The organism is Catenibacterium sp. CAG:290 (genome assembly GCF_000437715.1).
Classification (GTDB): Bacteria; Bacillota_I; Bacilli_A; order Erysipelotrichales; family Coprobacillaceae; genus Catenibacterium; species Catenibacterium mitsuoka_A.
In genome coordinates this window covers 1-19,141 of the sequence record NZ_FR898790.1, presented here as the reverse complement: position 1 = coordinate 19,141, position 19,141 = coordinate 1, and the positions used below count along the sequence as shown (strand labels likewise).

Annotated in this window: 18 protein-coding genes and 2 other annotated features; all 18 genes read left to right on the top strand. The window is 33.5% G+C overall.

The annotated features are described in order from the left end of the window. Positions 1–130 precede the first annotated feature (130 nt). On the top strand, positions 131–2,026 hold the full coding sequence (gene htpG, locus QVO42_RS03385; protein WP_022424772.1) for a molecular chaperone HtpG: 1,896 nt from the start codon (positions 131–133) through the stop codon (positions 2,024–2,026). 42 nt (positions 2,027–2,068) lie between these two features. Continuing rightward, a complete protein-coding gene (locus QVO42_RS03380; RefSeq protein WP_022424771.1) occupies positions 2,069–2,311 on the top strand; it encodes a hypothetical protein in 243 nt (80 codons plus the stop codon). Positions 2,312–2,437: 126 nt separating this feature from the next. Beyond that, positions 2,438–2,641: a binding site (T-box leader), on the top strand. Between the two features lie 53 nt (positions 2,642–2,694). Next, on the top strand, positions 2,695–3,438 hold the full coding sequence (locus QVO42_RS03375; RefSeq protein WP_022424770.1) for a transporter substrate-binding domain-containing protein: 744 nt from the start codon (positions 2,695–2,697) through the stop codon (positions 3,436–3,438). Positions 3,439–3,508: 70 nt separating this feature from the next. After that, positions 3,509–4,192 carry an amino acid ABC transporter permease gene (locus tag QVO42_RS03370; protein WP_022424769.1) on the top strand — a complete coding sequence of 228 codons (684 nt, stop codon included), beginning with the start codon at positions 3,509–3,511 and terminating at the stop codon, positions 4,190–4,192. Positions 4,193–4,199: 7 nt separating this feature from the next. After that, on the top strand, positions 4,200–4,925 hold the full coding sequence (locus QVO42_RS03365; protein ID WP_117458609.1) for an amino acid ABC transporter ATP-binding protein: 726 nt from the start codon (positions 4,200–4,202) through the stop codon (positions 4,923–4,925). Between the two features lie 22 nt (positions 4,926–4,947). Further along, positions 4,948–6,066: an aminotransferase class I/II-fold pyridoxal phosphate-dependent enzyme gene (locus QVO42_RS03360; RefSeq protein ID WP_022424767.1), complete on the top strand. Its 1,119-nt coding sequence runs from the start codon at positions 4,948–4,950 to the stop codon at positions 6,064–6,066. Between the two features lie 103 nt (positions 6,067–6,169). Next, a complete protein-coding gene (locus tag QVO42_RS03355; protein WP_022424766.1) occupies positions 6,170–6,580 on the top strand; it encodes a Fur family transcriptional regulator in 411 nt (136 codons plus the stop codon). Then, complete coding sequence (locus QVO42_RS03350) at positions 6,573–7,508, top strand: metal ABC transporter substrate-binding protein (RefSeq protein WP_022424765.1); 936 nt, start codon at positions 6,573–6,575, stop codon at positions 7,506–7,508. Before QVO42_RS03355 ends, QVO42_RS03350 begins: the two co-directional genes overlap by 8 nt. After that, a complete protein-coding gene (locus QVO42_RS03345; protein WP_022424764.1) occupies positions 7,505–8,155 on the top strand; it encodes a metal ABC transporter ATP-binding protein in 651 nt (216 codons plus the stop codon). Before QVO42_RS03350 ends, QVO42_RS03345 begins: the two co-directional genes overlap by 4 nt. After that, positions 8,155–8,973: a metal ABC transporter permease gene (locus tag QVO42_RS03340; protein WP_022424763.1), complete on the top strand. Its 819-nt coding sequence runs from the start codon at positions 8,155–8,157 to the stop codon at positions 8,971–8,973. The genes QVO42_RS03345 and QVO42_RS03340 overlap by 1 nt, the downstream gene beginning before the upstream one ends. Positions 8,974–9,033: 60 nt before the next feature. Further along, positions 9,034–9,321 carry a post-transcriptional regulator gene (locus QVO42_RS03335; RefSeq protein ID WP_022424762.1) on the top strand — a complete coding sequence of 96 codons (288 nt, stop codon included), beginning with the start codon at positions 9,034–9,036 and terminating at the stop codon, positions 9,319–9,321. A gap of 116 nt (positions 9,322–9,437) precedes the next feature. Next, positions 9,438–11,051 carry a single-stranded-DNA-specific exonuclease RecJ gene (gene recJ, locus QVO42_RS03330; protein ID WP_022424761.1) on the top strand — a complete coding sequence of 538 codons (1,614 nt, stop codon included), beginning with the start codon at positions 9,438–9,440 and terminating at the stop codon, positions 11,049–11,051. A gap of 91 nt (positions 11,052–11,142) precedes the next feature. Beyond that, positions 11,143–11,655, top strand: coding sequence for an adenine phosphoribosyltransferase (locus QVO42_RS03325; RefSeq protein ID WP_022424760.1), 513 nt, complete (start codon positions 11,143–11,145; stop codon positions 11,653–11,655). A 162-nt stretch (positions 11,656–11,817) separates the two neighbouring features. Beyond that, on the top strand, positions 11,818–14,034 hold the full coding sequence (locus QVO42_RS03320) for a RelA/SpoT family protein (RefSeq protein ID WP_022424759.1): 2,217 nt from the start codon (positions 11,818–11,820) through the stop codon (positions 14,032–14,034). Between the two features lie 37 nt (positions 14,035–14,071). Next, positions 14,072–14,259, top strand: a binding site (T-box leader). Between the two features lie 37 nt (positions 14,260–14,296). Then, positions 14,297–15,577, top strand: coding sequence for a histidine--tRNA ligase (gene hisS / locus QVO42_RS03315; protein WP_022424758.1), 1,281 nt, complete (start codon positions 14,297–14,299; stop codon positions 15,575–15,577). After that, complete coding sequence (aspS, locus tag QVO42_RS03310) at positions 15,570–17,336, top strand: aspartate--tRNA ligase (protein ID WP_022424757.1); 1,767 nt, start codon at positions 15,570–15,572, stop codon at positions 17,334–17,336. The genes hisS and aspS overlap by 8 nt, the downstream gene beginning before the upstream one ends. Then, positions 17,314–18,387, top strand: coding sequence for a M24 family metallopeptidase (locus tag QVO42_RS03305; RefSeq protein WP_022424756.1), 1,074 nt, complete (start codon positions 17,314–17,316; stop codon positions 18,385–18,387). The genes aspS and QVO42_RS03305 overlap by 23 nt, the downstream gene beginning before the upstream one ends. Before the next feature lie 167 nt (positions 18,388–18,554). After that, positions 18,555–19,088 carry a hypothetical protein gene (locus tag QVO42_RS03300; RefSeq protein ID WP_022424755.1) on the top strand — a complete coding sequence of 178 codons (534 nt, stop codon included), beginning with the start codon at positions 18,555–18,557 and terminating at the stop codon, positions 19,086–19,088. Positions 19,089–19,141: the final 53 nt, after the last annotated feature.

The following is a 19,141-nucleotide window of genomic DNA, read 5'->3' as shown; positions in this document are numbered from 1 at the left end:
ATTGAGACATTATCACATTGGAATCAGAGTCTTTTTAATTGTTTAGCACTCAAATATTGACAATGCTAATAAAGGTGTGTATACTGTCTTTAGCATTTAAAATACTAGAGTGCTAAAGGAGCGTATTAAAATGTCAGATAAGAAAGAATTTAAAGCAGAGTCTAAAAGACTCCTCGATTTAATGATTAATTCTATTTATACTCATAAGGAAATCTTCTTAAGAGAATTGATTTCGAATGCCAGTGATGCAAGTGATAAGCTTTATTATAAAGCATTACAAGAAAATATTTCTGGTTTCTCAAGAGAGGATATGGCTATCAACTTAATTGCTGATAAGGAAAACAGAACCCTTACAATTGCAGATGAAGGGATTGGTATGAATAAAGAAGAACTAGAAGAACATTTAGGTACTATCGCAAATTCTGGCTCTTTTGAATTCAAGAATGCCTTAGAAAAAGGTGTCAGTGATGTAGATATCATTGGTCAGTTCGGTGTAGGTTTCTATAGTGCCTTCATGGTGGCTGATGAAGTAGATGTTTATTCTAAGAAATATGGAGAAGATAAGGGTTACTTATGGAAGAGTGATACAAGTGATGGTTATACTGTTGAAGAAGCTGAAAAAGCAACACATGGTACAACTATTGTACTTCATTTAAAGAAAGATACTGAGGAAGAAGATTACAGTAAATATCTTGATCAGTATGAAATCGAAAGACTTGTTAAGAAATATTCAGACTATGTTCATTACCCAATCAAGATGGATGTCACTACTTCTAGAAAGAAAGAAGACAGCGATGAATATGAAGATGTTGTAGAAAACAAGACTTTAAACTCACAGGTTCCTTTATGGAAACGTCAGAAGAAAGATATCACAAAAGAAGAATATGATGAATTCTATAAGGCTAAATTCAATGATTTTGAAGCGCCTCAAAGAGTGATGCATAATACTGTAGAAGGTGCTGTCTCTTATACATCATTATTATTTATTCCTTCTAAAACACCTATGAATTACTATTCACAGGACTATAAGAAAGGCTTACAGCTTTACTCACGTGGTGTCTTCATCATGGATCATGCAGAAGATTTAGTGCCAGAACACTTTAGATTTGTGAAAGGTTTAGTTGATTCACAGGATTTAAACTTAAACATCTCTCGTGAAATGTTACAGCATGACAGAAAGATGAAAGTCATGGCTAATAAGATTGAAAAACGTATCCAGACTGAACTTGAAAATATGTTGAAGGATGATCATGATGAATATGTGACTTTCTTCAAGAACTTTGGTATGCAGTTGAAGTTTGGTATTTATAACAGCTATGGTATGTTGAAGGATAAGCTTCAGGACTTACTTATGTTCTATTCTTCTGATAAGAAAGAACTTATAACATTAAAGGAATATGTTGAAGCTATGCCTGAAGATCAGAAGGAAATCTATTTTGCTTCTGGTGAAACAGTAGAAAAATGTGATTTATTACCACAGGTAGAATCTGTTAAATCTAAAGGCTATGATGTTTTATATATGACTGATAATGTAGATGAATTCTGCTTACAGATGATGAGAGATTATGATTCTAAGACATTCAAGAATGTCACTCAGGGTGACTTAGACTTAGAAACAGAAGATGAAAAGAAAGAACTTGAACAGAAGACTGAAGACAATAAGCCATTACTTGAAATCGTTAAGAAGGCTTTAGGTGATAAGGTACAGGATGTTAAGTTATCTCATCGTTTAAAATCTCATCCAGTATGTCTTGCCAGTGGTGATGGTGTATCATTTGAAATGGAAAAGGTATTAAACCAGATGCCAGATGCACAGGGTGTGAAAGCAGGAAGAATTCTTGAAATTAACCCAGATCATGATCTATTTAAATCATTACAGTCTGTATATGAAAAAGAACCTGTAAAGATTGATGAATATGCATCTATCCTATTTGATCAGGCACTATTAATTGCTGGATTCTCTATTGATGATCCTGTAGAATTCTCTAATAAGATCACAAAGCTTATGATTGAGGCTTCTAAATAACAATTCAATTTGATATAATGAGAGCAGAAAAGAGGGATTTTTATGAAATTATTCTTATCTGCTCTTTGTTTATGTGCGAGCGGATTGTTAATATATGTTTCTTATAAATTGATTTATGCTTATACAATGATTGATCAGTTCCACGATGCATCATTAAAATGGATTGAAGCATTAAAAGAGAAGGATGAAGACTTAGAAAACATCCAGGCTATCTTATCCCGATATGAAAAACCAATTGATTTTATGTATAAAGTTTTTCATAAAATACACTCATTTATGAAATAAATCATTTAAAGTTTGCGATTAACATAAATATATATAGAAAATGTTGTTTTTATATAAAATTATGAAAAATATCATTTTTATTGTTGACAATTAAAATCGTCTGACTATAATAAGACACATACATAAGAAAACTCAATGACAAAGAGAGTAGTTTAACTAGAAATCTAAGCGAGCTGGCGTAGGTGAGAGGTCAGTATGGAAAGTTAGATGAACCGCACTTTTGAGAGGATAATCTGAATACATAGGATTATCGGTATTCCGCCTTAAGGATAAGAGAGGATTTAGGAATAAATCAAGAAGAGTGGTACCGCGTTAATTGACGTCTCTTGCGAAAGCAAGAGGCGTTTTTGTTTTCTTAAATTAAAAAAAGGAAGGGCATATTTATGAAAAAATTATTAAGCGTAGTATTAGTTATGTTACTTGCTGTTGGAATGACTGGTTGTGGATCATCATCTAACGGTAAAACTGAATTATTAATTGGGGTATCTCCAGACTATCCACCATATGAATCTTACAACAATAAGAAAGAAATGGTTGGATTCGATATTGATATGACTAAGGAATTAGTTAAGATCATGAACAAGAATGGTGGTAACTATTCTTATAAGTTTAAAGCTTTAAGCTTTGATGCTATTTCATCTTCACTCACTTCTGATCAGGTTGATTTAGGTATTTCTGGTTTCACTTATCATAAAGATTGGAAAAACATTCTTTGGTCTCATGCATATAACACTTCTGAACAGATTGCTTTAGTAAAAGGTGATTCTACTTTCTCAAAAGTATCTGATCTTGAAGGTAAAAAGATTGGTGCTCAGTTAGGTGCTACTGGTGTAGATGCTGCAAAAGATATTAAAGGTGCTCAAGTTACTACAGTAAAAGATGCTAAAATCTTAGTAGAAACTTTAAAATCTGGTGGATTAGATGCTGTTGTTCTTGATGGTGCAGTTGCTGAAAACTATGCTAAGAATGCTGGTTTAAAGATGATTGATGAACCATTAATCAAAGAAGAAAACATGATCATCACTAAAAAGGGTAACGACAAGTTAATGAAAGACGTTAACAAAGCAGTTGATGAATTTGTTAAATCTGATAAATACAACGAATTAAAAACTAAATGGGGTTGCTAATTAATTAATCACATAAGTGCAGATATGTTCTGTCTGCACTTAATTTTTTATTGTTAAGGAGTCAATGCGAATGAAAACAATTATGGATATTCTTACGCCGTCTAATATTCAATTCATGATTTTCACTGGTGCAAAGTACTCTCTATTACTTGCAATAGGGGCTTTATTCTTCGGTGTTATTCTTGGAATTATTGGTGCGGCTTTAAAACTTTCAAAACATTTTGTATTAAGAGCAATTGGAAATATTTATGTAGAAATCTTCCGTGGCACACCAATGCTATTACAGATCATGTTCTTATACTTGGCAGTACCTACTGTTGTTCAGTCTATTACAGGACAAAGATTCCAGGCTGATCCATATGTATGTGGCTTAATTGCTATGAGCTTAAATAGTGGTGCTTATCAGGTAGAATTAATTAGATCTGGTATTTTAGGTGTTGATAAAGGTCAATGGGAAGCATGCGAAACAATTGGTTTAAACTATGTTCAGACCATGCGTTATGTTATCTTACCACAGGCATTTAAACGTATTATTCCACCTCTAATTAGTGAATTTATTACATTAATTAAAGACTCATCACTTATTTTCACAATTGGTGCAGTAGAACTACTTGCCACTGCAAGTGTTATTGGTGCCAATACATTTAACTATCTTGTACCTTTAACTGCAACAGGTGCTATTTATTTAGTAATGACACTTTGTATTTCAGCTATTGCAAGATATGTAGAAGGGAGATTAGCTGTCAGTGACTAACGATATCATGATCCAGGTGGATCACATTACAAAAAAATTTGGTAAATTAAAGGCTGTAGATGATGTATCTCTTACTTTAAAGAAGGGTGAGATTGTCTGCTTGATCGGCCCTTCAGGTAGTGGTAAAAGTACAGTACTTAGATGTATTGATCACTTAGAAAAGCCTGAAGCAGGTTCTATTTATATTGATGGTGCACTTTTAAAGGAAGGTACACCTGAATATAACAAGTTAAGAAGTAAAATGGGATTTGTATTCCAGCACTTTAACTTATTCCCTAATATGACTGTATTAGAAAACTTAACACTTGCACCTCTTAAGGTCATGGGTATGACAGAAGAAGAAGCCAATGCAGTGGCTATCAAGTACTTACAGAAAGTAGGTCTTGAAGATAAGAAGGATACTTATCCTAATAAGTTATCTGGTGGTCAGAAACAGAGAGTCGCAATTGCTAGATCTCTTTGTTTAAATCCAGAAGTCATGCTATTTGATGAACCTACAAGTGCATTAGACCCAGAAATGGTTATTGAAGTATTAGAAGTAATGCAGGATCTTGCAAAACAGGGTATGACAATGATGGTTGTAACTCATGAAATGGGATTTGCTAGAACTGTTGCAGATCGTGTGATTTTCTTAGAAAACGGAAAGATTGTAGAAGAAAATGATTCAGAAACTTTCTTCTCTCATCCAGAAAGTGATAGAGCAAAAGATTTCTTATCTAAAGTTATGCATTAGTTATTAAAAGGAGAAAGAAGACGTGTATTTAAAGGAATTTGATGTAGAAACATGGATGACGAACCATGAACAAAATTGTCAATACAATTTAGCTGATACATGTGTATCTGATATGTCTATTCATGAATTAGAGTCATTGATTCATAAAGATCTCATGAGTGATCTTATGCATATGCGTATGGATTATGGACCAATTACAGGCTCTGATTGTTTAAAAGATGCTATTCTTTCTTTATATAAGACAGGTACAAGAGATAATATTGCAGTCGCTCATGGGGCAATAAATGCTAATGAACATGTGATGGATACTTTATTAAATAAAGGAGACCATGTCATTGCATTAACACCTTCCTATGAACAGTTCTATTCTTATCCGGCATCAATTGGATGCGAGTATGATCTAGTAGAACTTGATGAAGACAATAACTGGGAACCTGTCATAGATGATTTTAAGAAGCTTATTAAACCTGAAACAAAGATGTTTATATTAAATAGTCCTAATAATCCGACTGGTACTGTTATTAAACAATCTTTAATGGAAGAATTGATTGAACTTGCTAGAAGTCATTCTATTTATATTCTTGTTGATGAAATCTATCGTGGTATGAATAATACTCTATGTGATAGTATTTCTGATATGTATGAATTAGGTATTGCGACAGCCTCTTTATCTAAAGTCTATTCCTTTGCAGGACTTAGACTGGGATGGATCAAAGGACCTAAACAACTTATTGATGAAATCAATTTTAGAAGAGATTATACAATCATCTCTACTGGTCCATGGAATGATTATTTGGCTACAGTTGTATTACAACATAAAGATCTCATACTTGATAGAAGTAGACATATCATTCTTGAAAATAAGAAAATATTAAAAGAATGGCTTGAAAAAGAAGACTTAGTAGAATGTGTCATACCAGAAGATGGTACTGTATGTTTCTTACATTATTTATTTGATATGCCCTCAAAAGAATTATGTGAGAAATTACAAAATGACACTGGCGTATTCTTTGTACCAGGTAAGGCATTTAATAAGGAATACCATTTACGCTTTGGTTTTACTTCAGATTCAAAAGTAATCAAGGAAGGCTTAGAAACATTCTCTTCCTGGATTCATTCGCATATTACAGAAGCAGAATAAACTGCTTCTTTTTTATTGTATGCAAATCATTTGCATATTCATTGACATAGGAATAAGAATCATTATAATACAATTTGCAAATCATTTGCATAGGAGGTATTCTATGAAACAATATCGTACAAAATACAAAGAATGTATTATTGAATATATGAAGAATAATGAAGATCATCGTTTATGTGCTAAAGATATTTATCAGGCGTTAGTTGATCAGGGATTAAATGTGAATCTAGTCACAGTTTATCGTAATCTAGATAAACTATCACAACAGGGACTTATACAAAAACATACACTTTCAGAAGAAGATAGTGTGTATTACCAATATGCAAGAGAAGAAAAGTGCAATCACCATCTTCACTTATTATGCAAGAGATGTGGTAAGATTGCGCATTTAGAATGTGATTTCATGGATATTATTCGTACACATTTATTAGAGGACCATGGTTTTGAAATTGATTGTAAGGATTCTACAATTGTGGGCTTATGTAAAGAGTGCAGGGAGGCTATCCATGCTTAAAAAGATTAGTTTGTTTATTCTCTCTTTATTATTAATGACAGGTTGTACAACAGAAACTAAAAAGAAATCATTTAATATCGTTGTCACTAATTTTCCTTGTTATGATTTTGTTCGTGCCATTACTAAAAATGATCAAGATATATCTATAAAGATGCTTATAAAACCTGGTATGGATTCTCATTCTTATGAACCCTCACCACAAGATATGGTTGCGATTAAAGAGAGCGATTTATTCTTTTATGTAGGTGGAGAATCAGATGAATGGGTGGATAGCTTGCTAGTGGATATGGACTCTAAAAGAATAGTTAAAATGTTGGATCTTGTGTCTCATCTTCAGCATGAAGAACACGTTGAAGGGATGGAAGAAGAAAAACATGAAGAACATGATGAACATGAAGAAGAATATGATGAACATGTCTGGACAAGTCCTAAAAATGCAATGGAAATTGTTTCTGGCTTAAATAAGAGAATGTGTACACTCGATCAAAAACATGCATCAAAGTTTAATGAGAATACAGAAAACTATATTAAACAGATTGCATCTGTTGATTCTAGTTTTAAACAAATAGTCAAGCAGGCAAAAAGAAAAGATATAGTTGTAGGAGATCGTTTCCCTTTGCTTTATTTTGCGAAAGAATATGGTCTTACATATAGTGCTGCATTTCCAGGATGTTCTGAACAGACTGAACCAAGTGCATCTACTATTTCCTATTTAATTGATAAGGTCAAGAAGGATCAAAATCCTGTTATCTTTAAGATTGAATTATCCAATGGACAGATTGCTCGTACTATTTCTGAAGAAACAGGTGCAAAAGTACTCACTATTCAAAGCATGCATAACGTGAGTGAAGAGGATTTTAATAATGGTGAAACATATGTTTCAATCATGCGTAAAAACGCAAAGGCAGTAAAGGAGGCACTTCAATGAAGACACTTATAAAAGTAGATCATTTGCATCTAGGTTATGATAATCAAGAAGTAATCAATGATCTCTCTTTTGATATAAATCAAGGTGATTTTATTACTGTACTAGGACAAAATGGTGCAGGTAAAAGTACCCTGATTAAGGGATTATTAGGACTTATTAAGCCAATGGACGGGCAGATTACATATTATTTGAACGAAAGAGAAATAGGTTATATGCCTCAAGAAACAAAGGTGGATCGTCATTTTCCTGCTTCAGTATATGAAATAGTCTTATCAGGCGCATTAAATAGAGTAGGGTATCGTCCTTTCTTTAATTCAAAAGAAAAGAAACTTGCAATAGAATGTTTAAAGACACTTCATATAGAAAACCTTAAAAACAATTCCTTTGGGGAATTATCTGGAGGACAAAGACAGAAGGTCTTACTAGCAAGAGCACTATGTGCAACAAGAGAATGTTTAGTACTTGATGAACCTTCTAATAACTTAGACTATGATTCTAAAGAAGAATTCTATACTGTTTTAAAAGAACTTCATCAAAAAGGTTTAACAATTATCATGATTACTCATGATTTAGCGTCTCATGAAGTGATTGGCAATAAGATTCTTCATTTAGATAAAAATAACTATAGAATGGAGGAAGTTAAATAATGAATACATTACTCCATATGTTTAACTATACATTTATTATTCGTGCTTTTATTGTTGGTTTACTTATTTCATTATGTGCTGCAATGTTAGGCGTAAATCTTGTCTTAAGAAAGAATGCGATGATCAGTGATGGACTGTCTCATGTCTCTTTTGGAAGTTTTGCGATTGCAACAGTACTAGGAGTGGCACCACTTTATTTAGCTGTACCAGTAGCAGTGATTGCGGCTGTAATGATACTAAAACTTAACAACAATCATCATATTCATGGTGATGGTGCTATTGCGGTTTTATCATCTAGTTCACTTGCGATTGGTATTATGGCTATATCACTTACAAAAGGTGTGAATACAGATATCAATAATTATTTATTTGGTAGTATTCTTTCACTTAATAATCAAGATATGATTATAAGTATTGTTTTATCTCTTATTGTACTTATTCTTTATATTTTCTCTTATCATAAGATGTTTGCATTGACGTTTGATGAAGATTTTGCGAAAAGTACAGGTATCAATGTGGAATTCTACAATATCATTATCGCAATACTTTGTTCACTTACAATAGTACTGGGTATGCGTATGATGGGAGCACTTCTTATTTCAAGTTTAACAATTTTCCCATGTCTTACATCTATGTATTTCTGCAAGGATTTCAAGCATGTAGTAATTTCTTCTGCCATCCTTTCTTCTATTTGTTTTATTGTAGGTTTATCTATTTCATACCTCTATGCAGCCCCAACTGGAGCTTCTATTGTAATTGTAAATTTAGTTGTATTATGCATTACACAGCTTATTCATTATGTCACTACAAAATCATAATTAAGTCTTTTCATCGCCTCACAATTCTTATATAATGAGTATTCGTGGGAGCGTAAGAATATGGATATGGATTTATCAAAACCGCTTCCTGATGAAGTTGTATTTATCCTTCAAGCTAAAGCCTATGAGTTTCAGGAGGATGGCGTAGAAAAGATTGTTGCAGCAGAAATTGAAGATTATCTCAGAAATGTAGTATGGAGAAATAAAATCGCCATTACTTTTTGTGATATGATTGATGATATTATGTCTTTGCAGTTCTCTACAATTTTTGAATATCTACAAGCTAAAGTCATTAAGGAAGCAGAAACTAAAAACTTAGCAGACTTTCAGAGTCTGATCATGAAATAACTTATTATTTCTATTAAAAGTGGCCTAAAAGCCACTTTTTGATTAGAACACTTATTTTGACTTTTATCTCTATATTGTTTAAGATGAATAGGTAGTAATTTTTTAAGAGGTTAATTATGAAGTATAAAACGATAGAACTAAGTCATACTAATGAAATTATACAGACTTATGGTGTTAATTCTTTGATGGCTAAAGTAATAGAAAGTAAAAAAATAGATCAAAAACAATTTAAAGCCTTTATGGATCCCCATCTTATTTATCATGATTTTTCTTTATTTGAAGAAGCAGATGAAACTCTTGAACGTATTGAAGAAGCAATCGCAAATAAAGAAAAAATCTGTATTTATGGAGATTATGACTGTGATGGTATTCTAGCAACCACTATTCTTGTACAAGCTTTTCATGAAAGAGGAGTAGAAGTTGGATATCATATTCCTAACCGCTTTACTGATGGTTATGGACTTAATACAACAAGAGTAGAACAGATGGCAGAGAAGGGCTACTCTCTCATTATTACTGTAGATAATGGAATCAAAGCATTTGATGCAGTAGAAAAAGCAGGAGAATTAGGTATTGATGTCATCATTACTGATCATCATGCCTTTGATGGTGAAGTTCCTGTCGCTTATTCAATCATTCATACTAAAATGTCTCCTAAATATCCATTTAAAGAGATATGTGGTGGTTTTATTGCCTATAAGCTAGCAGCGGCTCTTTTAAAGCATCATGACCCTTATTTATTCACTCTAGCTTCTATTACAACTATATCTGATATGATGCCATTACTAGATGAAAATAGAAGTCTAGTAAGACGTGGTTTACAGTTTATGAAACAATATAAATTCCCTTCTTTAGAACTATTAAAAGGGAGTAGAGACTATGATGTCACAACTATTGGTTTCACAATAGCTCCCCGTATTAATGCCTTTGGACGCTTACCAGAACTAGTGAATCCTGTATATTTAGTTAAATATTTCTTAAAAGAAGCAGACCCGGCCTACCAAGAAAAGATTTCTAATTATGCATCTAAAATCAACTCTAAAAGACAATCATTAACCACTTCTTTATATAAAGAAGCAGTGACTGATACATCTTCACCTTGTTTATTTTATGGTTCAGAGAATATGCATGAAGGATTAGTAGGTCTAGTGGCAGGTAAATATACAAGAGAATATGAACAGCCAGCCTTTGTCATGCATTATAATCCTAAAGAAGAAATATATAAAGGAAGTGCAAGAGGAATTGATGGCTTTAATATTTATAATTTCTTTACTCATCATGAAGATCTTTTTGTGCAATATGGAGGTCATGCAAAAGCAGGAGGTTTTACTATTACTAAGTCTAACTATCCTTTAGTCTATGATGCCCTTATGAATGATATAAAAGGATGCCATTTTGAAGCCAGTGAGTCAGTTATTCCTATTACACTCACTGATACAACAATTCCTAATGTTGAGTCACTTGATTTACTTGCCCCTTTTGGTGAAGAAAACAAAGCACCATTATTTATTCTAGAAGACGTATCATGTCATCAAGTAGACCGTTTATCTGAAGGAAAACATTTAAAATTTCATTTAGGAGATAATCAGGTCTCTGCCCTTGCTTTTAATAAAGGACAATTATATGATGAACTTGTTCATAAAGATTCTATGACTCTAGTTGGTACTTTATCTATCAATGTCTTTAGAGGTAATAAATCTATTAACTTTATTGTTGAGGATATTTTATAATTTAGTTAATCTGTAAGGATTTATTTTTAAGAATTTATGTCAATCATGATTGTGTGATGATATAATAATGTATTGTATAGGAGGATTCGTTATGGATTTTAAACAGCATATTGCATCTATTCCAGGATTTCCAAAGGAAGGAATTATCTTCAGAGATGTAACACCTTTATTAGAAGATAAGGATGCATTCAAAGCTTGTATTGATGATTTAGCAGCACATGCAAAGGATTTAGGGGTTGACGTAGTTGTAGGCCCTGAATCAAGAGGGTTTATCTTTGGATGTCCTGTTGCTTTAGAATTAGGATGTGGCTTTGTACCAATCAGAAAGCCAGGTAAGTTACCTAGAGAAACTGTCAGCAAGAAGTATGATTTAGAATATGGATCAAATGAAATCTTCATGCATAAAGACAGTATTAAGCCAGGTATGAAAGTATTAATTGTTGATGATTTACTTGCGACTGGTGGTACCGTAGAAGCAGCTGCTGCACTTATTGAAGAAATGGGTGGAGAAGTTGTAGGTATGGAATTCGTGATTGAATTAGAAGAATTAAAAGCTACTGGAAAACTAAGTAAATACAACATCTATTCACAGGTTAAATACTAATAGAAACTCCTTTTGGAGTTTTTTTATTTTGTTTGTATTATTCATAAACGAATAGTAAATATCAGAATAAATGAAGTGATATTTGTATTATTCCTTTCTTAGTCTCTTCATGTTAGTAGTGAATTATGTTATAATTGAGATGATACACGAGGGGGTGTTATTATGAAATATAAAGGTGCAGGGGACCCAATGAGTTACGACGACGTCCTTGCTCTTGTAAAAACATATATCACAAAAGAAGAAAGTTTAGCCCTGATTCAAAAGGCTTATGACTTTATTATGGTGAAGCATAAGGAACAGAAAAGAAGAAGTGGTGAACCTTATACAATTCATTTGATCTGGGTTGCTTATATTCTTGCAACATTACAGACTGGACCAATTACTATTGCAGCAGGACTTCTTCATGATGTTATGGAAGATTGTGATGTGCCTCGAGAAGAAATGGTTGAGAGATTTGGTGAAGAAGTTACTACTCTAGTAGAGGGTGTTACTAAGATCACTAAGATGCCTTATATGGAAGAAAGTGATTTCAATGCTGAAAATCATCGTAAGATCTATATTGCGATGGCTAAGGATATTCGTGTTATCCTGATTAAATTAGCTGATAGACTCCATAATATGCGTACGCTTCAATATATGAGACCGGATAAGCAACAGCGTATTTCTAGAGAAACATTAGAAGTCTATGCGCCAATTGCTCATCGTTTAGGTATTAATGATATTAGAGTAGAACTAGAAGATTTATGCTTATTATATCTTGATCCTAAAGCTTATAAAGAAATTGCGGCACTTCTTGATAAGAAGAAGAGTGAAAGAAAAGATTCCGTTGATGCAATGATTAAGTCAGTTGAAAAGAACTTAGAAGGAACTGGCATCAGTTATCGTATTAAGGGTCGTGCTAAGCATATTTATTCTATTTATAAAAAGATGGTTTATAAGCATAAGCGTTTTGATGAAATCTATGATTTGAATGCTTTACGTGTTATTGTACAAACTAAGAATGAATGTTATGAAGTATTAGGTATTATGCATGAGAAATATCGTGCGATTCCTGGACGTTTTAAGGATTATATTGCCATGCCTAAGCCTAATATGTATCAGTCATTACATACATCTGTGATTGGTGAAAAGGGCTATGTATTTGAAATCCAGATCCGTACTGAAGAGATGGATGAACTCGCTGAAAGAGGGGTTGCATCTCATTGGCGTTATAAAGAAGGTAAGAAGTATAATGCGAAACAGGAACAGAAGGAAATTGGAGAAAAGCTTCAGTGGATGAGTGAGTTCATTACTGTAAGTGATGAAATGAAAGATAATGAAGCTAAAGATTTTTATAATACGTTACAGCGTGATATCTTTGAAGCCAATGTTTATGCTTTAACACCTGCAGGTCGTATTGTAGAATTACCAAATGGATCTACACCGATTGACTTTGCATATCGTGTTCATACAGAAGTTGGACATCATGCGGTTGGAGCAATTGTGAATGGTGTTATGGTTCCTTTTGATACCAAATTAAAAACAGGTGATATTGTAGAAATCAAGACTAATAAGAATTCTGGTCCAAGTGAAGGCTGGTTGAAGTTTGTAAGAACAGCGGGTGCTCGTAATAAGATTCGTCAATATATCACAAAACATGAAGAAGAAAATAAGAAACAGATTATTGAAGAAGGAAGAAGACTTCTTAGAGATGAAATCCGAGCAAGACAGCTTGATGAGAAGACTTATATGAGTCCAGATACTTATAGAACATATCTTGGCTCATTTGGTGCCAATACATTTGATGATGTACTTTTCGCATTAGGTAAGAAGCATGCGACTGCTTCTACACTTCTAGATAAGGTGGCTCCACAAAAAAGAGGATTCTTTGACAACTTGTCTCAAATCCTTCGCCACAACAACAATATTCAGGAATTAAATAAAAAACATGAGAAGAGTATTGGTGTGGCAGTTACAGGTGTAGATGGATTGAAGATGCAATTATCTAAATGCTGTAATCCTATTCCTGGTGATAAGATTGTTGGTTTCGTATCTAAAGGACAGGGTATCAAGATTCATCGTGCGGATTGTCCAAATGTCAAGAGTGTCGTAAAAGGACGTTTGATCGATGTTTATTGGGATTATCCTAATATTGAACAGAAGCGCTTTAATGTGGATCTAGAAGTCGTTGGACTAGACCGTCCTAATTTATTAAGTGATATTGTGACATGCTTAAGTCAGGTAAAGGTCAATATTCTTAAGATCAATGCGAATATCATGGATTTAGATGCTCATATTCGTTTAACATTATCTGTAGAAAATGCAGAAATCTTACAGAATACAATTGATAACATGAATAAAGTACAAGGTGTTGCAGAAATTCGCCGTGTAATTCATTAGTGACTTGAATTAAATATACTTTTGATTTATAATCACCTTATATTCAGTGAAGAAGATTAAATAATGGACATTGATAGAGAGGTCATGGCTGGTGGAAATGACTAATGAGAAGTTATGGGACACTTTGGAGAATGCTTTAAAAAAGCACGTTGGTAACGTTATAACTAAATAAAGTGCATGATTTATTCATGAACTAAGGTGGTACCGCGTATTAACGTCCTTAGATTAAGGACGTTTTTTTATTTTTATAAAGGAGGAACTCATGAAATACAATAGACCAAGAGGGACAGTAGATATTACCCCTGAAAATTCAGAAAAATGGATTGAAATGGAACAGCTATTAAGAACTGTTGCCGCAAATTACAACGTAAAAGAAATGCGTACGCCAATCTTTGAACACACAGAATTATTTAGCCGTGCAGTTGGTGATACAACAGATGTAGTAACTAAAGAAATGTATACATTTAAGGATAAAGGAGATCGTTCTCTTACTTTAAGACCAGAAGGAACTGCAGGTATTGCAAGAGCCTATGTAGAAAATAAGATGTATGCTTTACCTGAAAAATTACAGAAGGTTTACTATATGGGACCAATGTTCAGATATGAACGTCCACAAAATGGTAGACAGAGACAGTTCCACCAGTTCGGTGTAGAAATGTTAGGTGTTGAATCACCATACGTAGATGTTGAATGTATGTTGATGGCAGTGACTATCGTTGAAGCATTAGGTATTAAGAATATCAAATTACATATCAACTCATTAGGTGATGATGAATCAAGAACTGCATATAGAGAAGCTTTAAAGAATCATTTCAGACCAGTGCTCAATGATTTATGTGAAGACTGTCAGGCACGTTTTGAAAAGAACCCATTAAGAATTCTAGACTGTAAAGTCGATGCGAAGAATCCAGTTATGGCTTCTGCTCCTCGTACAATTGATTATTTAAGTGAAAAAGCGAAAGCACATTTCGATAAAGTCTGCAGTTTATTAGATGATTTAGAAATCGAATATGTTGTAGATACGAATTTAGTAAGAGGATTAGATTATTATTCTCATACAGTATTTGAAATCATCAGTGATGATCCAAAGTTAGGAGCTGGTTCTACTGTTGGTGGTGGAGGACGCTACAATGGCCTTGTTGAAGAACTTGGCGGTCCTGCAACTCCTGGTGTAGGCTTTGCATTTGGTATGGAAAGATTGATGCTTGCATTAGATGACGAAGAAGATGAAGAAAATGGTATTGATGTTTATGTGATGCCTCTAGGTGATGAAGCAAGAGATTTAGCAATGCAGATCATTACAATGTTAAGAGCAAACGGCTTTACTTGTGATATGGATTATGCAGGTAGAGGCTTAAAAGGACAGTTCAAGTCTAGTGACCGTTTTGGTGCACATCTTTCTATTATTATTGGTGAAGATGAAGTAAAGGGTGAATATGTTAATATTCGCTGCAATCATTCTAAAGAACAGAGTGAAGTTAAATTAGAAGATATCTTAAGTTATATTGAAAATCATTATGAAGGAGATCATGAACATGAATAGAACTCACAACAATGGAGAACTAAGAATCACTGATGTCAATAAAAAAGTAGAACTTATTGGCTGGGTAGCTAAAAAGAGAAACTTAGGTGCTTTAGTCTTTGTAGATTTAAGAGACCGTCATGGTATTACACAGGTAATCTTTGATGAATCATTTAATGAACAGTTAAAGGATGTTAAGAACGAATATATTCTTGATATCAAAGGTACTGTCGTAGAAAGAAGCTCTAAGAACCCAGATATGCCAACTGGTGATATTGAAATCCAGGCTGAAGAAGTAAAGATTGTCAACAAGGCAGCAACTACTCCTATGATTATTGCAGATGAAACTGATGCCTTAGAAGAAACAAGAATGAAATATCGTTATCTTGATTTAAGACGTCCAGCTCTTCAAAAGAACATCATGAGACGTGCTAAGATTGTTAGAGCCATTCATGAATACTTAGATAGTGAAGAATTTGTAGAAATCGAAACACCATATTTAAATAAATCTACACCAGAAGGTGCAAGAGACTTCCTAGTACCTTCACGTGTACATAATGGTTCATTCTATGCATTACCACAGTCTCCACAGTTATTTAAACAGTTATTAATGGTAGCTGGTTTTGAACGTTATTATCAGATTGCTAGATGTTTCCGTGATGAAGACTTACGTGCTGATCGTCAGCCAGAATTCACTCAGGTGGACGTAGAAATGAGTTTCATGAATACTGATCAGGTGATTGGTATTGGTGAAGGTTTAATCAAGAAGGTTATGAAGGATGTTATGAACATTGATGTTCAGTTACCATTCCCAAGAATGACATGGCATGATGCAATGGAAACTTATGGTATCGATAAGCCTGATACACGTTTTGATTTAAAGCTTGTTAACTTAAATGAAACAGTGAAGGATGTTGACTTTACGGTATTCAAGAGTGCACTCGAAGCAGGAGGACATGTAAAAGGTCTTAATGTCAAGGGTGAAGCAGATAACTATTCACGTAAGAAGATTGATGCTTTAACTGAACTTGCTAAGAAATATAAAGCTAAAGGTCTTGCTTGGTTAAAAGTGACTGATAAGGGTGTATCTGGACCTATCGCAAAATTCTTTACTGAAGAACAGATGAGCGCTTTATTAGAAAAGATGAATGCTGAGGTAGGAGACTTATTACTATTTGTGAGTGATACTCATTACATGGTTGTATGTGATGCTCTTGCAGCAATCAGAAATCATTTAGGTAAGGAATTGAAGTTATATGATCCTCGTCAGTTCAACTTCTTATGGGTTGTTGATTTCCCAATGTTTGAATATTCTGAAGAAGATGGAAGATACTATGCAATGCATCATCCATTCACTCGTCCAAAGGATTCTGATCTAGATAAGATTGATACAGATCCAGCAAACTGCTTAGCAGATGCTTATGATATCGTCTTAAACGGTTTCGAACTTGGTGGCGGATCTCAGAGAATCTATGAAGAAGAATTACAGGATCGTGCCTTCAAGGCTTTAGGATTCACACAGGAAAGAATTGATGCACAGTTTGGTTGGTTTGTGGATGCATTTAGATACGGTGCACCACCACATGCTGGATTCGCATTAGGATTAGACCGTTTCGCAATGTTACTTTGTGGATGTGATTCTTTAAGAGACGTTATTGCCTTCCCTAAGAATACAAGTGCAACTTGTCCAATGTCAAAAGCACCTACACCAGTAGACAATGATCAGTTAAAGGACTTAGGAATTGAGGTTACTGAATATGAATCAGAAGAGAATAAATAAAGTATTAGAAAAAATGGAAGAAAGAGGCATTGACTATCTATTAGTCACTGATCCTGTTTCTATCGATTATTTATTAGATTATGTCAATCATCCAGGTGAAAGAATGTATGTTATGGTTCTTTCTTCAAAAGGAAATCATCAGTTATTCTTCAATAACTTATTCTATGTGGGAGAAGACTTAGGTATGCCTATTACTTGGTTTGATGATACAGATAATGGTCCAGCATTACTTGCAGATTATTTAAAGGATGCAAAAGTGATTGGTGTAGATAAGAATATGCCAGCACGTTTCTTAATTCCTGTACAGGATCGCGTCAACGCTCAATATGTTTTAGGATCACTATGCGTAGATGAAGTAAGAATGCAGAAGGATGATGAAGAAAAAGCACTTATGTTTAAAGCAAGTGAAATGAATGATACAGCAATGGCTGAAGTAAAAAGATTACTTGCTACAGATAAGACTGAAATTGAAATGGATGAAGCATTACTTGCTTATTACAAGTCATTAGGTGCATCAGGTCATTCATTTAGTCCAATCATGGGTTATGGTGCCAATGGGGCTAACCCTCATCATTCATGCGATGATAGCCGTTTAAAGCCTGGAGATTCTATTATCGTTGATATGGGATGTATCTATAAAGGATATTGTTCTGATATGACAAGAACATTCTTCTATAAAGAAGTATCCCAAAAGCAGAAAGAAGTATACAATCTTGTACTAAAGGCAAATGAAGCAGCTGAAGCTGCTATCAAGCCAGGTATGAAATTATCTGAAATTGATGCAGTCGCAAGAAATATCATTACTGAAGCAGGTTATGGTAAAGAATTCAATCATCGTTTAGGTCATTTCATTGGTAAAGATGTACATGAATTTGGTGATGTATCTTCTGTCAGTGATATTATCGCAAAGCCTGGTATGATCTTCTCAATTGAACCTGGTGTTTATTTACAAGGTGATTTTGGAGTTCGTATTGAAGACTTAGTTATGGTCACTGAAGATGGCTGTAAGGTATTAAACAGTTATCCAAAGGAATTAACTGTAATTGAATAATTCATGTAGAAAGGATAGTTAGGATGTTTCCTGGCTATTCTTTTTTTTGCTTGTTGAAAGATTTATTGAAAAAGTGAAATGAGTTGAATACATCGATATATATGTACATAATTAGTTATATAAAGGTTGTATATGATTATGTATTGAATATAAGGGGGTGTTTTACAATGAAGAGTAAACGTAGACAAGCACAATTTTTACTAAGAAGTATAACTGATGATGTCCCACAACTTTTATTAGAAGAGAATAATTTAGTTTTTAGAAATGAATTGAAACAAGATGTTTTAATTCCTTTAAGCAGTATTATAAGCATTAAGATTTTACCTATTAATAGAATCTATAATCCCTCTGTTGGACTTTTAAAAGATGGGATGAAAGGGTTCATGGCACATCGTAATGCGGGAGTATTTAGTGTCTATTTTAATTATTATGTCGATTTGAATGTTGTGACTACTACAAATACTTACTTATTTGAAAGTCTTGATCTGGAGAATGCATCTCAATTTATCTTGAAATTAGATGAAACCCTCAAAATTATTGATGATGTGAATCTTATTGATTTATTCAAAACAAAATCGATTGATGAATTGAAGGAATACATGGATCAGCATTATAAAGATTGGGCCAAAAAATATAATTTGGAAAATCCACGTACTACATTAGATGAAAACATGATAAGATTAGCACATAACAAGAACTAGTCTCTTTTTGAAAAGGAAAATAAGTGTGAAACAAAAATCAATCAAAACGTATA